The 21,728-nt window shown below is 63.5% G+C and carries 20 protein-coding genes; 6 read left to right on the forward strand and 14 right to left on the reverse strand.

Annotation, left to right across the window (positions count from 1 at the left end):
- Positions 1 to 45 precede the first annotated feature (45 nt).
- The 3 genes from AU465_RS34990 to AU465_RS35000 all read right to left on the reverse strand — a co-directional run bounded on the left by AU465_RS34990 (position 46) and on the right by AU465_RS35000 (position 4,424).
- Positions 46 to 2,670, reverse strand: a complete 2,625-nt coding sequence (locus AU465_RS34990) for a bifunctional diguanylate cyclase/phosphodiesterase (protein WP_312891361.1) — start codon at positions 2,668 to 2,670, stop codon at positions 46 to 48.
- A gap of 191 nt (positions 2,671 to 2,861) precedes the next feature.
- Positions 2,862 to 3,722 (reverse strand): class I SAM-dependent methyltransferase, encoded by an 861-nt coding sequence (locus tag AU465_RS34995; RefSeq protein WP_192257892.1) that lies wholly within the window; start codon positions 3,720 to 3,722, stop codon positions 2,862 to 2,864.
- Between the two features lie 111 nt (positions 3,723 to 3,833).
- On the reverse strand, positions 3,834 to 4,424 hold the full coding sequence (locus AU465_RS35000) for a TetR/AcrR family transcriptional regulator (RefSeq protein ID WP_192257893.1): 591 nt from the start codon (positions 4,422 to 4,424) through the stop codon (positions 3,834 to 3,836).
- Positions 4,425 to 4,634: 210 nt separating this feature from the next.
- Between AU465_RS35000 and AU465_RS35005 the strand changes: the two genes are divergently transcribed.
- The gene (locus AU465_RS35005) at positions 4,635 to 5,300 is read left to right on the forward strand and encodes a class I SAM-dependent methyltransferase (RefSeq protein ID WP_192257894.1); all 666 of its coding nucleotides are present in this window, start codon (positions 4,635 to 4,637) and stop codon (positions 5,298 to 5,300) included.
- Positions 5,301 to 5,356: 56 nt separating this feature from the next.
- Here the strand turns inward: AU465_RS35005 and AU465_RS35010 are convergent, their stop codons facing one another.
- Complete coding sequence (locus AU465_RS35010) at positions 5,357 to 5,728, reverse strand: ABC transporter permease subunit (RefSeq protein ID WP_246506719.1); 372 nt, start codon at positions 5,726 to 5,728, stop codon at positions 5,357 to 5,359.
- On the opposite strand from AU465_RS35010, the gene AU465_RS35015 reads away from it, so the two are divergent.
- On the forward strand, positions 5,715 to 6,248 hold the full coding sequence (locus AU465_RS35015; RefSeq protein ID WP_246506722.1) for a sugar isomerase domain-containing protein: 534 nt from the start codon (positions 5,715 to 5,717) through the stop codon (positions 6,246 to 6,248). The genes AU465_RS35010 and AU465_RS35015 overlap by 14 nt on opposite strands.
- Positions 6,249 to 6,286: 38 nt before the next feature.
- Here AU465_RS35015 and AU465_RS35020 read toward each other — a convergent pair whose 3' ends face one another.
- Complete coding sequence (locus tag AU465_RS35020) at positions 6,287 to 6,475, reverse strand: hypothetical protein (RefSeq protein WP_192257895.1); 189 nt, start codon at positions 6,473 to 6,475, stop codon at positions 6,287 to 6,289.
- A gap of 316 nt (positions 6,476 to 6,791) precedes the next feature.
- Between AU465_RS35020 and AU465_RS35025 the strand changes: the two genes are divergently transcribed.
- On the forward strand, positions 6,792 to 7,226 hold the full coding sequence (locus AU465_RS35025) for a hypothetical protein (RefSeq protein WP_192257896.1): 435 nt from the start codon (positions 6,792 to 6,794) through the stop codon (positions 7,224 to 7,226).
- 176 nt (positions 7,227 to 7,402) lie between these two features.
- Here the strand turns inward: AU465_RS35025 and AU465_RS35030 are convergent, their stop codons facing one another.
- The 8 genes from AU465_RS35030 to AU465_RS35065 all read right to left on the reverse strand — a co-directional run bounded on the left by AU465_RS35030 (position 7,403) and on the right by AU465_RS35065 (position 16,504).
- Positions 7,403 to 8,593: an NADH-quinone oxidoreductase subunit D gene (locus AU465_RS35030; protein ID WP_192257897.1), complete on the reverse strand. Its 1,191-nt coding sequence runs from the start codon at positions 8,591 to 8,593 to the stop codon at positions 7,403 to 7,405.
- A gap of 171 nt (positions 8,594 to 8,764) precedes the next feature.
- Positions 8,765 to 9,145, reverse strand: coding sequence for a hypothetical protein (locus AU465_RS35035; protein ID WP_246506724.1), 381 nt, complete (start codon positions 9,143 to 9,145; stop codon positions 8,765 to 8,767).
- 142 nt (positions 9,146 to 9,287) lie between these two features.
- Positions 9,288 to 10,895: an FGGY-family carbohydrate kinase gene (locus AU465_RS35040; protein ID WP_192257898.1), complete on the reverse strand. Its 1,608-nt coding sequence runs from the start codon at positions 10,893 to 10,895 to the stop codon at positions 9,288 to 9,290.
- Between the two features lie 33 nt (positions 10,896 to 10,928).
- Positions 10,929 to 11,657 carry an SDR family oxidoreductase gene (locus tag AU465_RS35045; RefSeq protein ID WP_192257900.1) on the reverse strand — a complete coding sequence of 243 codons (729 nt, stop codon included), beginning with the start codon at positions 11,655 to 11,657 and terminating at the stop codon, positions 10,929 to 10,931.
- Between the two features lie 115 nt (positions 11,658 to 11,772).
- A complete protein-coding gene (locus AU465_RS35050; protein ID WP_192257902.1) occupies positions 11,773 to 12,657 on the reverse strand; it encodes a helix-turn-helix domain-containing protein in 885 nt (294 codons plus the stop codon).
- A gap of 174 nt (positions 12,658 to 12,831) precedes the next feature.
- Positions 12,832 to 13,782, reverse strand: a complete 951-nt coding sequence (locus tag AU465_RS35055) for an ABC transporter permease (RefSeq protein WP_192257904.1) — start codon at positions 13,780 to 13,782, stop codon at positions 12,832 to 12,834.
- 17 nt (positions 13,783 to 13,799) lie between these two features.
- The gene (locus tag AU465_RS35060) at positions 13,800 to 15,320 is read right to left on the reverse strand and encodes a sugar ABC transporter ATP-binding protein (protein ID WP_192257906.1); all 1,521 of its coding nucleotides are present in this window, start codon (positions 15,318 to 15,320) and stop codon (positions 13,800 to 13,802) included.
- 71 nt (positions 15,321 to 15,391) lie between these two features.
- Positions 15,392 to 16,504: a sugar ABC transporter substrate-binding protein gene (locus AU465_RS35065; protein WP_192257908.1), complete on the reverse strand. Its 1,113-nt coding sequence runs from the start codon at positions 16,502 to 16,504 to the stop codon at positions 15,392 to 15,394.
- 377 nt (positions 16,505 to 16,881) lie between these two features.
- Between AU465_RS35065 and AU465_RS35070 the strand changes: the two genes are divergently transcribed.
- Positions 16,882 to 18,081, forward strand: coding sequence for an SGNH/GDSL hydrolase family protein (locus tag AU465_RS35070; protein ID WP_192257910.1), 1,200 nt, complete (start codon positions 16,882 to 16,884; stop codon positions 18,079 to 18,081).
- Between the two features lie 57 nt (positions 18,082 to 18,138).
- On the opposite strand, the gene AU465_RS35075 is transcribed toward AU465_RS35070, so the two are convergent.
- Positions 18,139 to 19,098 (reverse strand): dihydrodipicolinate synthase family protein, encoded by a 960-nt coding sequence (locus AU465_RS35075; RefSeq protein WP_192257913.1) that lies wholly within the window; start codon positions 19,096 to 19,098, stop codon positions 18,139 to 18,141.
- A 95-nt stretch (positions 19,099 to 19,193) separates the two neighbouring features.
- Between AU465_RS35075 and AU465_RS35080 the strand changes: the two genes are divergently transcribed.
- Positions 19,194 to 20,234 (forward strand): proline racemase family protein, encoded by a 1,041-nt coding sequence (locus AU465_RS35080; protein WP_192257915.1) that lies wholly within the window; start codon positions 19,194 to 19,196, stop codon positions 20,232 to 20,234.
- A gap of 327 nt (positions 20,235 to 20,561) precedes the next feature.
- On the forward strand, positions 20,562 to 21,623 hold the full coding sequence (locus AU465_RS35085) for a maleylacetate reductase (protein ID WP_192257917.1): 1,062 nt from the start codon (positions 20,562 to 20,564) through the stop codon (positions 21,621 to 21,623).
- Positions 21,624 to 21,728: the final 105 nt, after the last annotated feature.

A 21,728-nucleotide genomic window follows, 5' to 3' on the forward strand; every position in this document is an offset into this window, starting at 1 on the left:
GCACGCGAAATCTTGCCGGGACGAAATGCATATTGGAGAACAGGATTAGCTTGCGACGCGCAACCGACGAGATCGAACGAAGCTTCTCAGCGCGTCGGGATCCATCGCATGCCCGAATGCGTAGCCTTGCAGTATGTCGCAGCCAAGGCCTTTGAGCAGACGTGCGTGCTTCATCGTCTCTACGCCTTCAGCAATGATCTCGATGCCCAGGGATTTGCCGATTTCGATGATCGAGGAGACAACCTGCCTTTGCTGGGGTGAGTTCACGATGGGATCCACCAGCTGGCGATCTATCTTCAGGCGGCGAGGCTGCAGTTTCAGCAAACTGACAATGGAAGCATAGCCGGTGCCGAAATCGTCGATTTCGATGTCGATGCCGAGCTGCTTGATCTGCTCGAGGTTCCATGTGACCAGATCGTCGTTGTCGTCGAGAAAGATTGACTCGACGAGCTCAAAGGAAAAGGCTCCCTTCCTGATGTTGAGGTCCCGCAAGCTCTTCAGGAGGTCCTCATCCTGAAGGCGCCGCGCCGAAACGTTGACCGACACGCGGGGAATGCCAATCTTTTCGGCCGACCACGCCTCGAAATCCAAAAGCGATTGCTGGAGGATTTTGCAGTCTATCGTCGAGACGACGTTCAGCTCTTCGGCGGTCTTCAGGAAAACGTCAGGTGCCAGAATGCCCTTCTCTGGATGCCGCCACCGCACCAGCGCTTCAACGCCGACGATCTCCAGCGTGTTCGCGTTAAATTGAGGCTGGTAAAATACGACGAATTCGTTTCGCTCGAGACCGGCCAGAATCTCGTCGGCAATTCTCTTCGTATTGACGATCTCGCTTTGCAGCTCTCCACTAAAGAATTCGTGCCGGTTGCGGCCCCGCTTCTTTGCCCGGTAGAGGGCGATATCGGCGTTCACCAGCAACTGCCTGGCATCCGGGTCTTTATCATTGTCGATGGCGATTCCGACACTGACGCCAAAACGGCATTGATGACCATGGTAGTAAACAGGCCTGCGCATTTGTTCGATAATACGGTCCGCGAGCAAGGCCGCTTGGCTGATATCATCATGCACCGTGCAGAGCACGATGAATTCGTCTCCTCCAACGCGCGCGACGAAACCACGGTCACCGACATTGGACTTGAGAACAGATGACGCATGCACCAGCATTGCATCGCCCGCCGCGTGGCCGAGTGTATCGTTGATGTGCTTGAAGCGGTCCAGATCGACGTGAAGCAGTGCTGCATAGCCGCCATTGAGCCTGGCCTTTGCCGCATAGTCTTCCAGCACTTGGTCCAGGTAACGCCGATTGGGCAAATCCGTCAGCGAATCGTGCAGCGCGACGTGTTCGATGCGGGCCTTGGCAGATTCAAGTTCCGTATTTTTCGACTCGGCCAACTGTTTTGCACGAACCAAATCGGTGTTCAGCAAAACGTCTGCCGTCACGTCCCACTCGGCACCGACCATTCGAGGCGAATTGTTGGCGGTCTGGTAGAAGATCGCCCTGGACCGGACGTGACGAATTTCGCCGTCCGGACGAACGATCCGGTATTCCGATGAATAAGTGCTCCGTCCGGCCGCGGCATTGTCGAAGTCTGTAAGCGCGCGAGGCAGATCTGCAGGATGAATGGCCCCGGCCCAGTCCGAATATCCGCGCGGCCCGCCGTCAGCCTCTCTACCGTATATTTCGTTGACGCGATCGTCCCACGCAAGATGATTGGTTTCGAGGTCGTGCTCCCACACTCCGATGGCCGACGCCTCCAGAGCAAGTTCCAACCGTCGCGACAGCCGATGCAGCTCCCAGTAGTTTCGCTGCCTTTCATTGATCAGGCGGCCTGCTGTCAGAAAGGGGATCAAGATCAGCGCCGCCGCTGCCGCCATGATCGCCCGGAGTTGCCAGGCGTTGGTCGGTGTGGCTGGCCATCCGCCCTTGGGAACTGCCGCGATCTGCCAGGAACCTGACGGGATTAGAACGTCGGCGGTTACCGGATCGCTCTTGACGACCCGTTCGTCGCCGAAGAACCGGACTCCCCTCGCGCCAAGGGCGTCATTGCCGATGAGCGCGACGTCAATCCCGAGATCCTTGTCGAGAAGACCGCTAGCCTGGTAGAGGCGCTGCACGTCGACGACTGCGGAAACGATGCCCCAGAACCGGTCGGTGTTGCCCGCGCTTTTTACGAAGACCGGAAATCGGCCGATGAAGGCCTGTCCACCTTGCTGCAGATCGACCGGGCCGGCAAGGATGAGTCTGCGCTCGTCGCGCGCACGCAAGGCGGCCGCGCGCTGCTGGTCGTTCTTTCGGTAGTCGAGGCCGATGGCCTTTTCGTTGCCGGCCATCGGATACATCAAGGAAATGACGAGGTCGGGCGCGCCGGCAATGTTGCGAAGTTGGGACTCTTCGTTGAACAGTCTGCTGGCAAGCTCCGCGAAGCGTTGCTCTCCCATATAGGGTTCGGTCGTAACTGCTGCGACCAGACCTCGCGCCAGCTGAAGGTTGCCGTTGATGTTCCCTTCGAGCTTGGCGCGAACGACATTGACCTTGGCCAGCACATCCGCGCGGGCGGCTTGGTCCGAGACGATCCTATTCTGATGGTCCGCGAATACGGCGCAAACGGCAATAACCACAATCGCTATCGCCGCCGGAATTCTTGCCGGTGAAAAGACGGCCCCCTTCACGCGGCCGAGCCTGTTGGCGAAAAAAGCCAATAGAGCGAGATTCCCTGTGCTTGTCAGCTCTCTGGGCGAGCCTCATCAAGGGAATAATAGTTCGCAATAACTTAATTTTAGCCTTCACAGTCTTTAAAATTTTTTGTGCCTTCGGACGCTGGTGTGCGGGTAATCGCCCCAGAACTCGCCACCTGGCGGAACTAGTGGCTATCGACCTTTTTCTGGACGATCCGATATGTCCCCACGCCACGCTTGGTTGCCCCAATTGAATAGGCCATCGGAATCTTGGGAGCGTTTTCGGGCAGGCCGTACATATCCTTGCCGGCCCTCACTGCGAATGAAAAGTGCTTCCAGGAAACCGTGTCGTGCTCGTTCAGAAAATCGAGCGTCAGCCCCGCAGCGATCAGCGCGTTCACCACGTCGCTGATCGGATGGATCCACTCATAATATCGAGGATGCTTCAAGGTTCGCTCATCGCCGGTATAGGTTTGCTCCTCGTTCCAGACGAGCGGTCGCGTTATCGGCGTTCTCCAGTCGTCCTTCAATTCGAGGGCGGCAGCCTTGCGATTGCACTGGAACATCAAGGGATGGCCCTCGGCCATATAGAGCCGGCCGCCGGGCCGAAGAAGATCGGCGACCACCCGCGCCCAACGGAAGACGTCGTCAAGCCAGTTCACCGACCCCCAGGTGACATAGACGATGTCATACGTCCGGTCGAGCGCTTCGACTGCCTCGTACAGCGGCGCTTCCACGAAGCGAACGTCACTGCCTGCCTTGGCGGCGAAATCCCGCGCCGCAGCGATCGCCCTTGGTGAAAAGTCCAGGCCTGTAGCGCTGCCTGCGCCAAGATTCCTCAGGCTGATCGTGTCGAGCCCGATGTGACATTGCAGATGGACGATGTCCTTGCCGAAAATGTCACCGACCTCGCGCGTTTCCAACTCATAGAGATTGGATCCACCCGCCAGCACATTCTCGATGCGGTAGCTGCCTGTTCTGTCGGTCGCGTGTAGTTCGGCCCGATCATCCCAATTCAGGAGGTTCGCGTCCAAAAACGGTTCCAAATCGCCCCCCTGATCTCAGCCGCAAGGTTAACAGCTGGTTAATGTAGATTGCAGCGAGTGGGGCATGCACGTCAATCCCAAGGCCTTGCGATGTCACAAGTGCCTGGGGCATCAGCGGTGCCGGTCGTCGACCAGAGGTGAAAGCCCATCGAGCACCAGGCTCCGGAACATGACGTCGACCTCAGACGGCAGCAGCCCAGGCTTCCGTTCGAACCACCAGTTCAGGGTCGTAAGGAAAGCGCCGACGATAAATTGCACGACGAAGTCGCGCGGCATCCTATCGCCGTGGAGAGTACGGGGCATCTCCCGCCGCACCATCTCCGACAGGATCAGGCGGATTTCGTTTTCCGCCACGGCGCCGCCTCGTGCGCCGATCATCGTCCGGTAGTGGTCGGCATACCGGGCCGCATGTTCGAACATCGCCGTGCTGAAGCCAAGCGGATCGTCGTGCGACGTTCCGGCGGCTGCGCGCACCGCCGATTGCGCCTCTTTGAGTTCCTCCCGAAGCATCTGGAACCCGCTTCGGAGCAGATCCTCCTTGCCGGTGTAATGCGCATAGAATGTCGAGCGGCCGATGTCGGCCTCATCGACGATGTCCTGCACGGAGAGGGCCTCGTAGCCCTTGCGCAGCATGAGCGTCATCAGCGCCTGATGGAGGGCTTTGCGGGTACGGGCGGCTCGCCGATCGATCTCGCGCGCCATCGATCGCTCCTTCTTCGCCAGCCCACGAAGCGCCTATCCCGACACCCTTTTCCAGGACGTCAGACTGGGATTGTCCACTAACAGACGTTTCGCCTGCATCGTCCGTCGAAAATTCCGAACATAGTGTCCATTATCATACGGATTGTTTCGAAGCTTCACTAGCGGCAGATGCCCCGGCATTCGCTCTCGCGCTGTTGAACGAAGGACGTGATGAACATGCACCATCTGCGAAGCGACATGCATTCGGCTGGAACCACAATCGGCCCGGACGCCAACAAGGGGATCGGTTTTCCGCGCCTCTATGACCTGTTGGTCCTCATGCTGACGCGTGGGCGGGACCGGGCTTACCGCGAGGCTCTGCTCGATCTGGCCGGTCTGGCGGCCGGCTTCCAGCTGCTGGACGTCGGATGCGGCACCGGCACCCAGGCGATTTCTGCCTGGTGCCGCGTGCAGCCCGGAGGATCGGTTGTAGGCGTCGACGTCTCCGAAAAGATGCTTGCCGCGGCTCGCCGCAAGGCGAACCGGGCCGGCCTCGATATCCCATTTCATCATGCCGATGCGGCCGAACTGCCGTTCGCGGATGGGCGCTTCGATGCCGTCACGTTCACGACGGTGCTGCACATGGTGCCGGAAGCAAGGCGCGGGCTTTGCCTGCGAGAGGCCGCGCGCGTTCTGCCCCCGGGCGGGCGGCTGTTGCTGGTCGACTATGCGGGCCCCGTCAGCGAGCGCGGACACATGTCGGCAAAGCACGGCCTGCATGGCCAGTTCGACCTGCACCGCCTCCGCGAACCGCTGGCGGCAGCCGGGTTCGAGCGTATCGAAGGCGGCCCGCTCAACTGGCTCGGCCTGCATTACCTGCGCGCCGTCAGGGTGTGACGATTACGGTCACGCCGATGGCGGCGCAGATATCCGACGTGACCATGGCGAGCGACCTAACCCTTGATCGCCGAGCCCACGATCGAGTCGACGAAGAAGCGCTGCAGGAAGACGAAGAGCACCAGCGGCGGCAGCACGGCGAGCGTCGCGCCGGCCATCACCAGGCCGGTGTTGACGGCGCCGCGATTGTAGCTGAGCAGTCGGCTCAGGCTGATCACGATCGGATAGGCGTCGGCGTTCCCCTGCAGCACGGTGAGCGGCCAGAGGCAGCTGTTCCAGTGGTAGACGAAGGCGAACAGCGCAAGGGCCGCGATCGCGGGCGCGACGCTCGGCGCCACGATCTTGAACAGGATGAGCAGCTCGGAGGCGCCGTCCATGCGCGCGGCGTCGATCAGGTCGTCCGGCACGCCGGCGATGAACTGGCGCATCAGGAAGATGCCGAAATATGCCGAGAAGTTCCTCGACCATCAGCCGCTGAACAAAGGCGATTCCATCATCATCTTCGGCCACAGCGGCCGCAATTCCTCCGGCATCAACACCGCGCTCTATGCCAAGAAGCGCGGCATCTTCGTCGTGGCGGTCACCAGCAAGAACAATCTCGACAAGCCGGTCACGCATTCGTCCGGCAAGCGGCTGGCGGATGCCGCCGACCTCGTCATCGACACCTGCTCGCCGATCGAGGATGCGGTGGTGCCGATCGAAGGCTGGAGCCGTCCGGTGTCGGGCTCCTCGACGGTGCTCGCCATGGTCATGGCGCATGAGCTGCTCGCGCGCACCGCCGAGCAGCTCTCGAAGCGCGGCATCGAACTGCCGGTCTTCGCTTCGCCAACCATTGCCGGCGTGACGCTGCACGACACCGATGTGATCTACGGGGTCTACCGCGAGCGCATGATCGAGGCACAGAAGAAGCACCTGCCGACCTTCCAGGCGACCATGCGCGGGGAGTGAATGACGGCTCGGGAGGCGTGCCAGCGCCTCCCGAGCCGTCAGAGCCGGCGCCGGATACCTGCCCGTGCCGAGTGCTTGGGCGGCACGTCGTTCTCATCCGGATTGGGGATGGGTTCCTCGTCCGGCAGCCTCTCCGGATCCGGTTCGCGCATCGGCTTCGGGTCGGGAAACGGCGGCGGCGTGGGGACCGGCGTTGGCGTCGGGTCGGGATTGGGGAGAATGGCCATAAAGTGATTTCCCTCGTTGCGCTGGCGAGCCGTCGGCGTGATGCGGTTTCCGGCAACCGGATATCTGCCCGACCAGAACATGATGGATTGGCCGCCGCATCTGGCGCTTCATCGAAACCTGATTGGCCGGCGGCTGACGCTTGGCAGAACGGTCACGACCGGGGATGGTTCCACATGATCGCGCCGCGTTTGGGCGGCGCCGGGCATGAATGACGATCAAATGATTTCCCGTCGTCCATTTCGCCCTTGCCGGAGCCATGCAGCGCCTTAGTTCCGTTGCGGGGCGGGTGATCATCTGCCGACATAGGAGGCGGCCTTGAAGCACCAAACCGTAGACCAACTCAATGCCGTTGCCGACGTTCATGCTGAAGCAGCGGTTCTCATCGCCAGTCGAGGCCAACGCCTCGAACGCTGGGCGCAACTTCTCGAGCAGGACCCAGGCCGGCGCCTCATGGCGCTTGCGGGCACCGAATACGCCACTCCAGACGTGCGCGAAAAGATGCGTTCCACCGGATCGCCGATCACTGTCGCCTTCGAAGACCCGATCTTTCGTGCTCAGGGCCTGAAGGATGACACGTACGGCGAAGCGAAGCGCTTCTTCGAGCTCAGCGACTGGCAGTTGCATGAGGTCGTCTGCCATTGCCATGTCGGCGCCAATCTGCCGGCACGCTGGGCGGCGTCCCGCGTTCGCGCGGCCATCTCTCCTGGCTCAGGCATCCTTGCCTGGCTGAGAGGGGTGTTCATGCACTGAAGCGATTGCCGCGGTTCCAAGAACCGCGGCATCGTTCAATATCGGGACTTTGCCGAAGACGGAGGGGAGTTTTCTTCTCTCCCCGCCGGCCGGCAGCTAGAGCGGTTCACCGTTTCACGGAAACGCCGAACCGCTCTATCTCTTTGTTTTCACGCAACTTCGGACGGAAAGCCCAGTCAGCGATCGATCTCGCCGAACACGATATCCAGCGATCCTATGATGGCCGCAACGTCGGCGATCATGTGTCCGCGCGACAGATAATCCATCGCCTGGAGGTGGGCGAAAGACGGCGCGCGGATCTTGCAGCGATACGGAACATTGCTGCCGTCCGAGACCAGATAGACGCCAAACTCCCCTTTCGGCGCTTCCACCGCCGCGTAGACCTCGCCGGGCGGTACGCGGTGGCCTTCGGTGTAGAGCTTGAAATGGTGGATCGTGGCTTCCATTGAACGCTTCATGGTGGCGCGCGGCGGCGGCGTGATCTTCTGGTTCGCCACGGCGACCGGCCCCGCGCCGCCGGTCGAGCGCAATTTCTCCAGGCACTGCCTCATGATCCGCACGGACTGCCGCATCTCCTCCATGCGCACGAGATAGCGGTCGTAGCAGTCGCCGTTCTTGCCGATGGGAATGTCGAAATCCATCTCCGGATAGCATTCATAGGGTTGCGCCTTGCGCAGGTCCCAGGCGGCGCCCGAGCCGCGCACCATGGGGCCGGAGAAACCCCACGCCCAGGCGTCATCGAGAGAGATGACACCGATATCCGCATTGCGCTGCTTGAAGATGCGGTTTTCGGTCAAGAGTTCATCGAGATTTCTCAATACTTTCAGGAACGGATCACAGAAATCCCAGATGTCGTCGAGCAACTCTCCCGGCAGATCCTGATGCACGCCGCCGACCCTGAAATAGTTGGCATGCATGCGGGCGCCGGATGCGCGCTCATAGAACACCATCAGCTTCTCGCGCTCGGCGAAGCCCCAGAGCGGCGGCGTCAGCGCGCCGATATCCATGGCCTGCGTGGTGACGTTGAGCAGATGCGACAGCAGCCGGCCGATCTCGCAAAACAGGACGCGGATGAGTTGCCCACGCCGGGGAACGGATATTTCGAGCAGCTTCTCGGCGGCGAGGCAGAAGGCATGCTCCTGGTTCATCGGCGCCACATAGTCGAGCCGGTCGAAATAGGGCAGGGCCTGCAGGTAGTTCTTGTGTTCGATCAGCTTCTCGGTGCCGCGGTGGAGCAAGCCGATATGCGGATCGGCGCGGTCGACGATTTCGCCGTCGAGTTCCAGCACCAGCCGGAGCACGCCGTGCGCCGACGGGTGCTGCGGCCCGAAGTTGAGCGTGAAGTTGCGGACTGCGGTTTCGGTCATGGCGGCCCCTTCGCGGACTCTGGTTTGTTTTGCCGGCCCCGTCCGGTCAAGCGCGCTAGAGCAATTCCAGGAAAAGTGCGCAGTGGTTTTCCGTCCGGAATTGCGTAAAAACAAACGCTTAGAGCGGGCCGGCGATCCTATCAAACGCTGAACCGCTCTGGGCGGCGCCGATCACGTCGTCGTCTGGATGATCAGCGTGAGGGTACCGTCGCCATCGATATTGGCAGCGACAACCTGCGATGAATTCAAGCCGTTCGCGCGCAGGACCGATACCGCCTCGGGCGAGTCGTCGACCGACTTCTGCAGCTTCGCCAAGTCCTTCGCGGTCGTCCTGGTGACCACGGCTTCCGCCTGTGTCTTCACTTCAGCGGACAGATCCTCCATCGCCACCACCACAACGTTGGTGAAGCGCTGGCCGGGATTTTCCGGATCGGGTTGCGCCTGGCCGGGTGAGGGTTCCTGTGCCGGAGGCAAGGCCTGCGGCGGCTGCGGATCGGCACGCTGGGCGGAAACCGGCTGCGCCAAGGCAAAGGTCGAAAGAGCGAGCACCATCGTCAACGTCCGCATCGTCTTTCCTCCATGTCTCGAAGTTTGACGACACAACCCCTCCGCCGAGCGATGGTTCCCGGCGAAGAGCGGCAAGTTGGCGGCGAAGGTCGGCCGTTCAGCTCCGCCATTCACGGCCAAATGGGGATCAGATGGTCAGCACCGACAGCGCCGCGGCCTGCAGGCGCTCGAACGCCGCGAAGCGCCTGTCGTGCCAGGCGACAAGCGAGGGGTTGGGCGAATAGACCTCACCCACCTCCGACATCGCCGACATGGCTGCGGGAAGGTCCGCGTGGCGGCCGGCGGCCACGGCGCCGAGCATCGCCGAGCCGAGCAGCACGGGCTCGGGGGATGTCGGGGCATAGACCACCTTCCCCGTGGTGTCGGCGATGAGCTGCCGCACCAGCGGGCTCTGCCCCGCGCCGCCGCTGATGGCGATCGTGTCGATGTTGATGCCGCAGGCGCGCATGGCCTCCAGGATCTGCCGGGCGCCGTAGCCGAGGCCGCAGAGGCCGGCGAGATAGAGCGCGACGAGGCTGTCGGGGCCGGTCGTCATGTCCAATCCGGCGATCAGCCCGCGCGCGTCGGGATTGGCCAAGGGGGCACGGTTGCCGAGAAATTCGGGAACGACGTGCAGGGCGCCGATCAGCCTGTCCGCCTTGGCCGCGCCGCCATGCCGCTCCGCCTCCTGCGCCAGCCATTGGCTGAGGCTCTTGCCGCTTCGCGCTGCGACCCCGGCAAGCTCGACGGCGGCGGGGTGCATGCCGACCAGGCGATCGATGGCGGCGCCCGCGGCCGACTGGCCGCCTTCGTTCAGCCACAGACCCGGCACCATCGCGGAGAAGTAAGGACCCCACACGCCCGGCACGAAGGCCGCCTGCTCGGTCGTCGTCATGGTGCAGGCGGAGGTGCCGAAGACATAGGCCATGCGCGTCGTCACGTCGCCGGCGCCGCCGCGGGCGCCGACCGAGCCGATGCCGCCGGCATGGGCATCGATCATGCCGGCCGCCACCGGCGTTCCAGGCAAAAGGCCAAGCTCGGATGCCGCCTCCTTCGTCAAGCCGCTGGAGAGCGCGCTCCCGGGCGCCACGATCTCGGTGCCAATCCGCGCGAATCTCTCATCCGCAAGCGTGCCCAGGCCAATTTTACGCAAATAGGCGTCGTCCCAGCGCGCTTCATGCGCGAGATAGGTCCATTTGCAGGTCACCGTGCAGGTCGAGCGCGCGAGGCTACCGGTCGCCCGCCAGGTGAGGAAATCGGCGAGGTCCATGAACTGCCAGGCGTAGGCGAAGGTCCGCGGCATGGTCTCGGCAAGCCACAAGAGTTTCGGCGTCTCCATCTCGGGCGAGATGGTGCCGCCGACATAGCGCAGCACGTCCTCGCCGGTGTCGTTGATCCTGCGCGCCTGCTCGGTGGCGCGATGGTCCATCCAGACGATGATGTTGCGCTCCGGATCGCCTGACGGGCTAACCGTCAGCGGCGCGCCGCCCGGCCCGAGGACGACAAGCGAGCAGGTGGCGTCGAAGCCGATGCCGTGCACCGATTGCGCCGAAATGCCGGTGAGCGCCACCGCCTCGCGGACGGTGGCCGCAACCGCGCGCCAGATGTCGTTGCTCGATTGCTCGACGATGTGGCCTTCGGCGTGCCAGACGGCGATGTCGGCCTTGGCGGATGCAAGCATGGCGCCCGCTTCGTCGAAGACGCCCGCACGGGCGCTTCCCGTTCCGATGTCGATGCCGATGAAGTGGCTGCTCATGACCTCAGATCCTTCGCCCAATCCGTCCGGTTCCTAAAGGTCATTGCTTTGCGGCAGGATGACAAGGTCGCGAATGGTGATGTTGCGCGGCCTGGTCAGCATGAACATGACGGCTTCCGCCACCTCGACCGGCTGCATCAGCCCGCCGGCGGCAAGCTCCTGTTCGAGCTTGTCCTTCGGCCAGTCCTTGATCAGCGCGGTGACCACCGGTCCAGGCGCGACGGCGCCGACGCGCAAGCCGTATTTGGCCACCTGCCTTCTCACGGTGTGGACGAAAACCTGAACCGCGTGCTTGGAGGCGGTGTAGATCGGCTCCCACACGACGGGCACCAGGCCGGCGATGGAGCTGGTCATGACGATGTCGCCTGTCTTGCGTTCGACCATATGCGGCAGCACGGCGCGGATGGAGCGGAAAGCGGCATTGATGTTGAGGTTCAGCATGCGGTCCCACGCATCGGGGTCGCCGCTCGCCACCTCGCCGCCGACATAGGCACCGGCATTGGCGTGGAAGATATCGAGCCGGCCGGCGCGATCGAGGATTTCCGGCATCATGCGGGCGGCATCGGCGGCGTCCGTCAGATCGACCCGCAACGGGATCGCCGCCGGGCCAAGCTCCTCGCAGACGGCATGCACCGCTTCTTTGTCGCGGTCGACCAGCACCACGCGCGCGCCTTCCGAGACCATCATGCGGGCGCATTCGAGCCCGATGCCGGAGGCCGCTCCGGTGACCGCGGCGACCTTGTCGATCAGTTTCTGAGCCATGCGTTCCTCGTCTTCCTATCCATCTTGCCGGACCCGTGGCGCAGGCAAAGCTTTGCCTCGCCGGGACTGGCATGCCCGGCCACATCTCGATGGCGCTGTCTGTCATGCCAGCCGGCTAGGCCGCTTTCGCCAGGTTGATGTTGTGCAGTGTCAGCCGCCGGAAATGCGAGGGCGTCATGCCCTTTTCGGCGAGGAACTGCCGGTTGAAGTTTGAAAGGGTGTTGTAGCCGACCTCGAAGCAGATGTTGGTGATCGAGGCCTGCTCGTCGCTCATCAGCATCTGGCAGGCCAGGTTGATGCGCAGCCGCTTCACATACTGCACCAGCGTCATACCGGTGTGCTGGCGGAAGGAGCGGGAAAAGACGCTGGGCGACTGGCCGGCGATGGCAGCCAGATCCGTCTCGCTGAAGGGCTGGGTCAGGTTCTCGCGCAGATAGGCGAGCGCCTTGTTGATGCCGGCCGACATGTAGCCCGACGGGTCCGGCAGGTAGCTTGCGCTGGCAAGCATCCGCGCGCCTTCGGCGCGGCTGAGCAGGCCCATCATCATCATGAACAGCTCGATGCGGCGCACGCCCTGCGAATTCATGATCTCTTCCATCAGTGGGGCGAGCTGGCGGCTGGTCTGCCGGCTGAACAGCACACCGCGACGCGAGGCTTCGAGCACCGGCGTCAGCACCGCAAGCTCGGGGAAGGTGTTGATGGCGCCGTCGATGAAACCCTCGTTGAACTGGATGATGCGGCAGCGCAGCGGCACCGTTGCATCCTTCGGCACATCGCTCACCCAGTTGTGCGGCAGATTGGGGCCAGTCAGCACCAGATTGCCCGGCTCGAACTCGCCGATGAAATCGCCGACGAAATAGCGGCCGCGGGTAGCGACGATGAGATGCAGCTCGTATTCCGGATGGAAATGCCAGCGCACCGTGCGGAACGGATAGCCGTGCGACCAGGCGGTGAACGACTCGCCCGGCCTGATCTGCACAACCTCGAGATCAGGTTTCATCGCTGTTCCTCCACTATCGAAGCCTCAAGACGCATCCCCTCTACGACGCGCTACCTCCCATCAGCCTCATGCCAGCCAAACTACTGAGCCGACAAAATCGGCGCCACCATGTTCCCGTCGCATCATTGGTACTTTTTTGACTATTCTGAGCCTCCACGATACCCGCTCGTTCCTTCAAACGACACCGCGTTCCTCGCTCCTTATGCGGAAGGCATCGACGGCGATCGCGAGCAGGATCATCGCGCCGCCGATCATCTGGATGTAGTAGGCCGAGACATTGATGAGCTGCAGGCCGGTCTGGATGACGGTGATGAGCAGCGTGCCCCCAAGCATGCCGATGACCCGGCCGCGGCCGCCGAAGAGCGAGACGCCGCCGATGACGGGCGCTGCCACGGCATAGAGCAGCGTCGTGCTGCCGACAGTGACGCTGACGCCGCCGAGATAGGACGTGTAGAGGAAGCCGGCGAGGCCGGCGAGGAAGCCGGAAGCGGTGAAGGCGCCGAGCCTCGCGCGCTTGACGTTGATGCCTGCCGCGTTCGCTGCGCGGCGGTTGCCGCCGGTGGCATAGAGGTTCCGGCCCCAGGCCGAATAGGCAAGCACGACATGTGCCAGGAGATAGGCGACGAAAAGCGCGATCGGCATCACCGGCCAGCTGCCGACGGTGGCGCTGCCTATGTAGCTGTAACCGTCGTCGGTGACGACCATGGTGCGCGCCTGTGTGGCGCCGAGCACCGCGCCCTGCAGGAAAAGCCCCATCGCCAACGTCGCGATCAGCGAATTCATGCGCAGATAGGTGACGAAGTAGCCGTTGAGCAGGCCGATGAGGACGCCGGCCGCGATGGTAATGAGCACAGCCAGCGTCCAATGGACGCCGAATTGCTGCATGGCGTAGGCGCCGACCATGCTCGAGAAGACGAGATTGCCGACCACCGACAGATCGATCTCGCCGATCAGCAGCGTGAAGGAGACCGCGAGCACCAGCACGCCCAGCGTGGTCGCCTGCACCAGCACGTTCTGCAGGTTGCCTTCCGAGAGGAAGAATGGATTGAGGAAACCGGCAAGGATGCTGAACACTACGATCAGGATCCAGACCACATTGTCGAGAAGGAATTTCTTGCTGGCCATTGCCTATACTGCCCCTGTCATCGCGCCGTTCTCGCTTCGGCGATCGCATCGATGGTTATCTCGGCTCCCTGCAGCGTGCGCGCGATACAGCCCCTGGAGAAGATCACGACGCGGTCGACGAGACGCTGCATCTCCTCGGGATCTTGCGCCAGCAGCAGCACGCTGACGCCCTTCTTCGTCGCATCGTCGATCAGGCGGTGGATCTGCTCCTTGGCGGCGACGTCGACGCCGACGGTCGGTTCGTCGAGCAGGAGCAGCCTCGGATTGCGTTCCAGCAACCGGCCAAGCAGCACCTTCTGCTGGTTGCCGCCCGACAACTCGCCGATCTCCTGACGGCCGCTGCCCATGACGATGTCCATGGCGCCGCGGGCTTCGCGCATGCGGCGGTTCATGCCGGTGCCGCTCACCAGCCAGCCGAGCGACCGCGGCCAGTTGCCGAGGTTGAGGTTCTCGGTCACCGACATCGAGCCGACCAGGCCTTCGCCGATGCGGTCGTGGGTAAGATAGGCGACACCGGATTCCAGGTTGCGCCCCGGCGAGTCGAGACGCGCCTCGCGGCCATCGATCAGGACGGCGCCGGCTTCGACGGGCAGCAGGCCGCCCAGCGCCCGCATCAGTTCCTGCGGCCCTTCGCCGAGCAGGCCGACGAGGCCGACGATTTCGCCACGGCCGATCGTCAGATCGACCGGCCCGCCGCCGGGAAAGGTCAGCCCGCGGAGCTCGATGGCGGTCGGATGGTTCTCGCGGCTGCGGTGGAACTCGGCGACATCGGCACCGGTGATGACGCGCGCCATGGCGTCGGCCGACAGATCCGCCGCCTTGCCGCTGGCGGTGACTTCGCCGTCGCGCAGCACCGTGTATTCCGAACAGAGCTGCCGCACCTCGTCATTGTGGTGCGAGATGTAGATGAAGGACGTGCCTCTTTCGGTGAGGCTCTCGACCCACTCCAGCAGATGCAGGCGCTCCGCCGCGGCGAGGCCCGCCGTCGGCTCGTCGAGGATGATCAGAGAGGCTTCGCTCGCGACCGCCTTGATGATGGCGAGCCTGCGCCTGTCGCTGGCGCCGAGGTCGCCGGCGCGCCGCCTCGGGTCGACGGGTATGCCATGGCTATCGAGCTGCCGCGCCGCCAGGCGATGAAGTGCTGCCCAGTCGGTCAGGCCGAAGCGCCTGGGCAGTTCAGGCAGCAGAAGGTTCTCGCCGATCGAGAGGTCCTCGAAGATTTCCGAATGCTGCGACAGAAGATGGAGCCCGCGCTTCTTGCGCGCCGTCAGCGGCAGGGCCGACACGTCCTCGCCGTTCAACAGGATCGAGCCGCCGTCGTGGCGCAAAAGGCCAGCGACGATGTTGGACAGCGTCGATTTGCCGGCGCCGTTCTTGCCGAGCAGGCCATGGATCGCGCCGCGCGACACGCTCAGTGACACGCCGTCCAGCACCGCAAGCGGGCCGAAGCGCTTGAAGACGTTGTCGACGGTCAAAACAGCATCGGAGCTGTTCGGCGCATGACTATCGGGCACGATCGTGCCTTCGGCGACATTCATCTGGATAACCGGTAGTTCCGAAATGGGGTGAGAACGCGACGGCGTTCCCACCCGTGCTCGCGGCTGAAATATCAGCCGGCGTTCTGCTGCATGTTCCACACCTGGGTCACGACGTTGGCCCAGTGACGCGGATCGTCGGCGTTTTCCTTGGTGAGGAAGTAGGGCGGGATGGTGAGCAGCGGGCCGGACGGGCTGTCGGCGATGGTGCCCTTCTCCCAGAAATATTTCTTGTTCTCATATGGCCCAGTCGGAACTGGCTTGCCCTTCAGCGTGTACTCTTCCAGAAGGTCGACGACGATCTCGACATAGGCGATCGGGTCCTGCGCGATATCGGCGTCGATCTCGCCGGCCTTCACCCATTCCAGCGCGTTCGGCGAGGCGTCGATGCTGGTCAGGATGATGTGCTTCTCGTGGCCGACCGGAAACAGTCGTTTCTGCGTTTCGAGAGCCTTGCGCGCGTCGACGACGAAGATGTCGGTCGGCATGTGGATGGCGTCGAGGTCCGGGCGCTCGCGCAGCGTCGCCGAGACCACGGCGAGCGCCTGCTCATGCTGGTTGTTCTGCGGCCGCGAGATGATCTCGATGTCGGGATATTTGCTCTTCAGCGTGTCCTCGAAACCGTCCTTGCGGTCGCGCAACGCCACGGCCGTCAGCGAGCCGTAGTTGTTGAGCACGCTGCCCTTCGGCGAGCCGTGTTTCTTGGTCAGCAACTCGGCGGTCTTCTCCGCCGCCATGACGCCCGACTGCTTGTTGTCGAAAGTGACGGAGGCCGCCACCTCGCCGCCGGTGAGCACGGTGTCGACCATGCCGAGCGGCACGCCAAGCGACTTCGCCTTCTTGCTCAGCGGAATGAGCAGCTCCGAATCCAGCGCATCGGAAATGAGGTAGCGCGGCTTCTGCAGCAGCAGGCTGTTCCAGTCGTTGACCTGCGCGTTGGCATCGCCGTTGGCGTCCTTGCCGACGAACTCCAGGCCAAGGCTTTCGACCTTGCGCTTCAGCGCCTCCTGCAGCACGACAAAGAAGAAGAAGCCGAGATAGCCGGTCTCCCAGGCCACCACCTTGGATGCCGCGCCTTGCGCCGCGGCCCGCTCGCCTCCCGCCAGCAACAGGCCGCCGGCGGCGGCTGCCGCGCCCTGCAAAAGCGCGCGGCGGTTCATCGTAAAGCTCTTGGTCTCGCAACCCATGTCTCGCTCCCTAAAAATGGTTGGAATCCTTGTCGGCGCGGCTTTTCCACGAAGCCACCCGGCAGGGCACGCGGCCCCGGACATCTCCCGGACGTCTCCTCCCCCGGCGATCTGATGTCGATTTCAGGCTAGGCGCGCGCTGTCCGGCCAGCCACCCCGTTCCGGGGCGGGTGTTAGTACTTTTTTGATTGCGCTCGGGAAAACCGATGCCGCGGCTGCGTCATCGCTCCCGGAAAGCAACAAGAGGGCCGCCTGTTCGCGGCACTCGGAGTCAAAAATGTATGCGTCGCGCAAAGCGCAATCGCTAGCCCGCGCCGCGCCGCGCGGCTATCTGTGTTCGCGAAAGGCTGCGCGCCGAAATCGAAGGGATGGAAAGAATGCAACACTGGATCGGAACCTGGAGCGCAAGCCCGATGAATGTCTGGCCGGGAGACGCCGTGCTCTACGGCTTCCACCAGCAGACCGTGCGCCAGGTGTTGCGCGTCAGCAAGGGCGGCGAGAGGTTGCGAATCAGGCTGTCCAACGAATATGGCGCCTCGCCGATCCGGATCGGCGCCGTCACCGTGGCCGCTGCCGCGAAAGGCGGCGCGGTCGAGGCCGCCAGCATCCGGCAAGTGACATTCGGCGGCGAGAAGCAGACCGATCTGGCGCCCGGCGCGCCGCTGCTCAGCGACCCGATCAAGCTCAAGGTTCCCGATCTCGGGCAGATCGCGATCAGCCTCTATTTCCCCGACTTCGCGCCGATCGAGACCTACCACTACGAGGCGCAGCAGACGGCTTACATTTCCGAGTTCGGCGATTTCGCCGAAGCACTCGAACTGCCTGTCCAACAGACCTCGACCAGCCGATATTTCCTCAGCGCCGTCCTGGTCGAGAGCGGACTGGGCAGCGGCTCGCTGGTTTGTCTCGGCGATTCCATCACCGACGGCTTCGGCTCGACCGTCGACGGCAATGCGCGCTGGCCGGACCGGCTGGCGGAGCGGCTCGCCAGAAGCGGCCGGCTGTCAGGCATCGGCGTCCTCAACCAGGGGATCGGGGGCAACCGCGTGCTTGCCAGCCGCGCCCGCGGCGCCAACGCGCTCGCCCGCTTCGACCGCGACGTGCTCAGCTTTCCCAACGTCAAATGGATCTCGGTGCTGGAAGGCATCAACGACATCGGCTGGCCGGAGACCATGCTCGCCGGAGGCCAAGAGGCCGTCGCGGTCGAAAGCCTGATTTCAGCCTATCGGCAGTTGATCGCGCGCGCCCGGCTCAACGGCATCAAGATACTGCTCGGCACGCTGCCGCCCTTCGGCGGCGCGTTCGAGGGCCAGCCGCTAAAGACCTTCTACTCTGCGTCCAAGGAGCGCGACCGCCAGGCGGTGAACGCCTGGATCAGGACATCGGGCGAAGCCGATGCCGTCGTCGATTTCGAGCATGCGCTTGCCGATCCCGCCAACCCGCCCACGCTGCTCACCGCCCTCGATTGCGGTGACGGCCTACATCCGTCCGACGATGGCTACGCCGAGATGGCCAAGGTGTTCGAGAAGGCTTTCGAGGGTTTGCTCGTCGCCCAGGAGGACAAACTCCAGCTCTGAATTGATGGCGGAGGGAGCGCGGATGGTTCAGCAAACTCCCGCCGCCACGTCGGCCGATCAGGCGGCGTATCTCGCCATTGCGGGTTGTCTCGACCACTGGGCATACCAGGCGTCGAACAGCTTGAGCTGCTGCTCGGCATAGCCGCGCTGGCTGTCGCTCAGCGCGTCCGTCTCGTTGAAGTGCAGCCGGTATTCGGGGTTACCCTTGAGCACCATCATGTGCTTGAAATAGAGCACCAGGTCCGGACCCTCGTCGAAGGAGGAGAGCACACCAAGAGCGGCGTCCAGCTCCAGCGCCAGCCGGCGCGCTTCGGCGTCGCCCTTGGCCGCCGCCTGGCTGAGACCCACGAGATGCAGCACCTCCTTGGGCAGCACGTTGCCGATGCCGGTGATGGCGCCCGAGGCGCCGCAATTGACGAAACCGTGGAAGACGGCGGTGTCGACGCCGATCATCAGCGCAACCTCGTCGTCGCGGCTGGTGATGTTTTCCGCCGCATAGCGCAAATCCGCCGGACCGCCGAACTCCTTGAAGCCAACCAGGTTCGGATGCTCGGCCCGCAACGCGAAGAACAGATCGGCGCGCGTGGCAAAGCCGTAATAGGGGCTGTTGTAGATGACAGCGGGCAGGTCGGGCGCTGCCGCGAGGATCGCCTTGAAGTGGTGGCGCTGCGCCGTCACCGACGGTCCGCGCGACAAGACGCGCGGGATCACCATGAGGCCGCGTGCGCCGACTTTCTGGGCATGCGCGGCGTGGGCCACGGCACTGGCCGTGTTGACCGCGCCGGTGCCGACGATCACCGGCACGCCGGCTTTCACCAGGCGCTCGACGCCTTCCATGCGCTGCTCGTCGGTCAGCAAGGGCCAGTCGCCCATGGAGCCGCAATAGACGACCGCCGACATTCCGGCAGCGATCAGCTCGCGTCCCTTGCGCACGAGCGCTTCGAAGTCGGGAAGGCGGTCATTCGTGCAAGGCGTCATCAGCGCCGGCATGCAGCCGGAAAAGACATTGGCGTTCATTCGGATTCTCCTTGAGGCTGGCACGCAGGTTGGTCAGTTTGTCCCGGAGTGATACCGCTTGCCAAGCGGATAGTCGTGGCCGACAGGGAGAAACAATGCGTACCAGAACCAGCATTCGCGTCGTCGGTTGCCATGCCGAAGGTGAGGTCGGCGATGTCATCGTGGGCGGCGTGCTGCCGCCGGCCGGCCGCACGATGATGGAAAAGATGATCACGATGGAACGCGATCACGACCATATAAGGCGCATGCTGATCTGCGAGCCGCGCGGCAGCGTTGCCCGGCACGTCAATCTCCTGGTCCCCTCGACACGCGAGGATTGTGTCGCCGGCGCCATCATCATGGAGCCGACGGAATACCCGCCGATGTCCGGCTCCAACACGATCTGCGTCGCCACCGTGCTGCTCGAGACCGGCATGGTGCCGATGAACGAGCCCGAGACGCGCTTCAAGCTCGACATGCCCGGCGGCGTCATCGAGGTGCGCGCCGAATGTCGCGACGGCAAATGCCTGTCCATAACCTTCCGCAACGCGCCGGCCTTTGCCGAACGCCTCGATGCCGATATCGAGGTGGAAGGGGTCGGCACGCTAAAGGTCGACATCGCCTATGGCGGCATGTTCTACGCCATCGTCGATGCCAAGGCGCTTGGCTTCTCGGTCGTTCCCGACGAGGCGCGAGAGCTGGCCGTCGTCGGCGAGAAGGTCCGCCACGCAGCGCGCGAGCAGCTCGATGTCGTGCATCCGGAATTCGAGCACGTGCGCGGTGTGTCGATCGTGCAGTTCGCCATGCCGTTCCAGGGGCCGGGCAACGTCACGCGCAACACCTGCATCGTCTCGCCCGGACGCTCCGACCGCAGCCCGACGGGAACCGGCACATCGGCCCGCATGGCCGTGCTGCAGGCGAGGGGCCTGATGAAGGCCGGCGATGTACTGATCCATGAATCGATCATCGGCTCGCGCTTTACCGGCAAAATTCTCGAACTGACTGAAATCGCCGGCCGCAAGGCGATCGTTCCGCAGATCACCGGCCGCGCCTGGATCACGGGCGAGCACAACTACTATCTCGATCCGACGGATCCTTATCCGCAAGGCTATGTGCTGTCGGACACCTGGGGCACGTCGACCTCGGTGAAGCAGTAGCGCGACCGGCGATGCCGACGAACCGACCGGACGGACTGGCCGAGCGTGACGTCGGCGGAGGTTGCAGCGTGTCGCTCGCCAAGATCGATCTATCCGGCGGTTCGCCTGCGCAAAATACAAGGTCGCCGACCTTGTGGATGCCAGACATGGAGTAAGGCGAGCCCCACATCGATGGCTTGATGGGTCAAGATTTGCTGGCTGAGAGAGCGTCTTTGATTTTGCTCAGTTTTGTCCAATTTGGACAAAACATGGAGCCATGCGTCCACATTTCGGGTTAGTGTTCAGCCTGTCGTCTTTTGCCAAGCCTCGAAAGCCCAAGGCGATCCGATGGAACCCTTCGTCTATAACGGCCAGCCGGCCCGGGTCATTTTCGGATCCGGCACCATCCGGCAACTGCCCGAGGAATTGGATCGGCTGGGTTTGAAGCGGGTCGCCGTGCTGGCAACGCCGCCGCGGGAGCCGGAAGCGCGACGCCTTGCCGAACGGCTCGGCGACCGCGCCGCCGGCGTTTACGCGGGGGCGACGATGCACACACCCGTGGAAGTCACGGAGGATGCCTTGCGCGTCGTGCTGGACCTCAAGGCGGACGGGCTCGTTGCCGTGGGCGGCGGGTCGACAACCGGTCTTGCCAAAGCCATTGCGCTGCGCACCGACCTGCCGCAGGTCGTGGTCCCGACCACTTATGCGGGCTCGGAAATGACGCCGATCCTCGGGGAAACCAGGGATGGCGTGAAAATCACGCAGTCGAGCCCCAAAGTGCTCCCGGAGGTCGTGATCTACGACATCGACCTCACCCTGTCGCTGCCCGCTGCCATGTCCGGCGCCAGCGGCCTGAATGCGATCGCGCATGCAGTCGAAGCTCTTTATGCGAGGGAGCGCAATCCCGTCATCAGCCTGATGGCGACGGAAGCGATAGGCGCGCTTGCCACCGCCTTGCCGACGATCGCCATCGACCCCGCTAATCGGGAAGCGCGCGGCAAGGCACTCTATGGCGCCTGGCTTTGCGGCATCTGCCTGGGCTCGGTCGGCATGGCGTTGCACCACAAGCTCTGCCATACGCTCGGCGGCAGCTTCGACCTGCCGCATGCCGAAACGCATGCGATCGTCCTTCCGCACGCGCTTGCCTACAACGCGCCGGCAGTGCCCGACGTGATGCGCAGGTTGCGAGACGTGCTCGGCACGAACGATCCGGCCATGGAGCTCTACGATCTTGCAGGGCGGGTCGGCGCGCGGCGCGCGCTCGCGGACATCGGCATGCCCGAAAGCGGCATCGAGCTTGCGACGGACAGGGCACTGTCCAACCCTTACTGGAACCCGCGTCCTCTGGAACGCGATCCTCTGAGGGGGCTGATCGCCCGGGCCCATGCCGGCGAACGGCCGCGCTCCTGAAGCGCGGCGATATCTGGTATGGGGCACCAACGCCAGCGCCCTGCGCAAAAAGCTCAGTCTTTCCAGAGGCTTAGAAGTCAATCCAAAATGCTGGCGGAGAGAGCG

Source organism: Mesorhizobium silamurunense (genome assembly GCF_014843905.1).
Lineage (GTDB): Bacteria > Pseudomonadota > Alphaproteobacteria > Rhizobiales > Rhizobiaceae > Mesorhizobium > Mesorhizobium silamurunense.

Bases quoted from the DNA above. Each gene is read 5' to 3' on its own strand.
- AU465_RS35000 (WP_192257893.1), bottom strand. From the start codon at position 4,424: ATGGCGCGCGAGATCGATCGGCGAGCCGCCCGTACCCGCAAAGCCCTC.
- AU465_RS35040 (WP_192257898.1), bottom strand. From the start codon at position 10,895: ATGAGCAGCCACTTCATCGGCATCGACATCGGAACGGGAAGCGCCCGT.
- AU465_RS35020 (WP_192257895.1), bottom strand. From the start codon at position 6,475: ATGGCCATTCTCCCCAATCCCGACCCGACGCCAACGCCGGTCCCCACG.
- AU465_RS35045 (WP_192257900.1), bottom strand. From the start codon at position 11,657: ATGGCTCAGAAACTGATCGACAAGGTCGCCGCGGTCACCGGAGCGGCC.
- AU465_RS35070 (WP_192257910.1), top strand. From the start codon at position 16,882: ATGCAACACTGGATCGGAACCTGGAGCGCAAGCCCGATGAATGTCTGG.
- AU465_RS35085 (WP_192257917.1), top strand. From the start codon at position 20,562: ATGGAACCCTTCGTCTATAACGGCCAGCCGGCCCGGGTCATTTTCGGA.
- AU465_RS35015 (WP_246506722.1), top strand. From the start codon at position 5,715: ATGAACTGGCGCATCAGGAAGATGCCGAAATATGCCGAGAAGTTCCTC.
- AU465_RS35050 (WP_192257902.1), bottom strand. From the start codon at position 12,657: ATGAAACCTGATCTCGAGGTTGTGCAGATCAGGCCGGGCGAGTCGTTC.
- AU465_RS35010 (WP_246506719.1), bottom strand. From the start codon at position 5,728: ATGCGCCAGTTCATCGCCGGCGTGCCGGACGACCTGATCGACGCCGCG.
- AU465_RS35060 (WP_192257906.1), bottom strand. From the start codon at position 15,320: ATGAATGTCGCCGAAGGCACGATCGTGCCCGATAGTCATGCGCCGAAC.
- AU465_RS35030 (WP_192257897.1), bottom strand. From the start codon at position 8,593: ATGACCGAAACCGCAGTCCGCAACTTCACGCTCAACTTCGGGCCGCAG.
- AU465_RS35080 (WP_192257915.1), top strand. From the start codon at position 19,194: ATGCGTACCAGAACCAGCATTCGCGTCGTCGGTTGCCATGCCGAAGGT.
- AU465_RS35075 (WP_192257913.1), bottom strand. From the start codon at position 19,098: ATGAACGCCAATGTCTTTTCCGGCTGCATGCCGGCGCTGATGACGCCT.
- AU465_RS35065 (WP_192257908.1), bottom strand. From the start codon at position 16,504: ATGGGTTGCGAGACCAAGAGCTTTACGATGAACCGCCGCGCGCTTTTG.
- AU465_RS35035 (WP_246506724.1), bottom strand. From the start codon at position 9,145: ATGGTGCTCGCTCTTTCGACCTTTGCCTTGGCGCAGCCGGTTTCCGCC.
- AU465_RS35055 (WP_192257904.1), bottom strand. From the start codon at position 13,782: ATGGCCAGCAAGAAATTCCTTCTCGACAATGTGGTCTGGATCCTGATC.
- AU465_RS35005 (WP_192257894.1), top strand. From the start codon at position 4,635: ATGAACATGCACCATCTGCGAAGCGACATGCATTCGGCTGGAACCACA.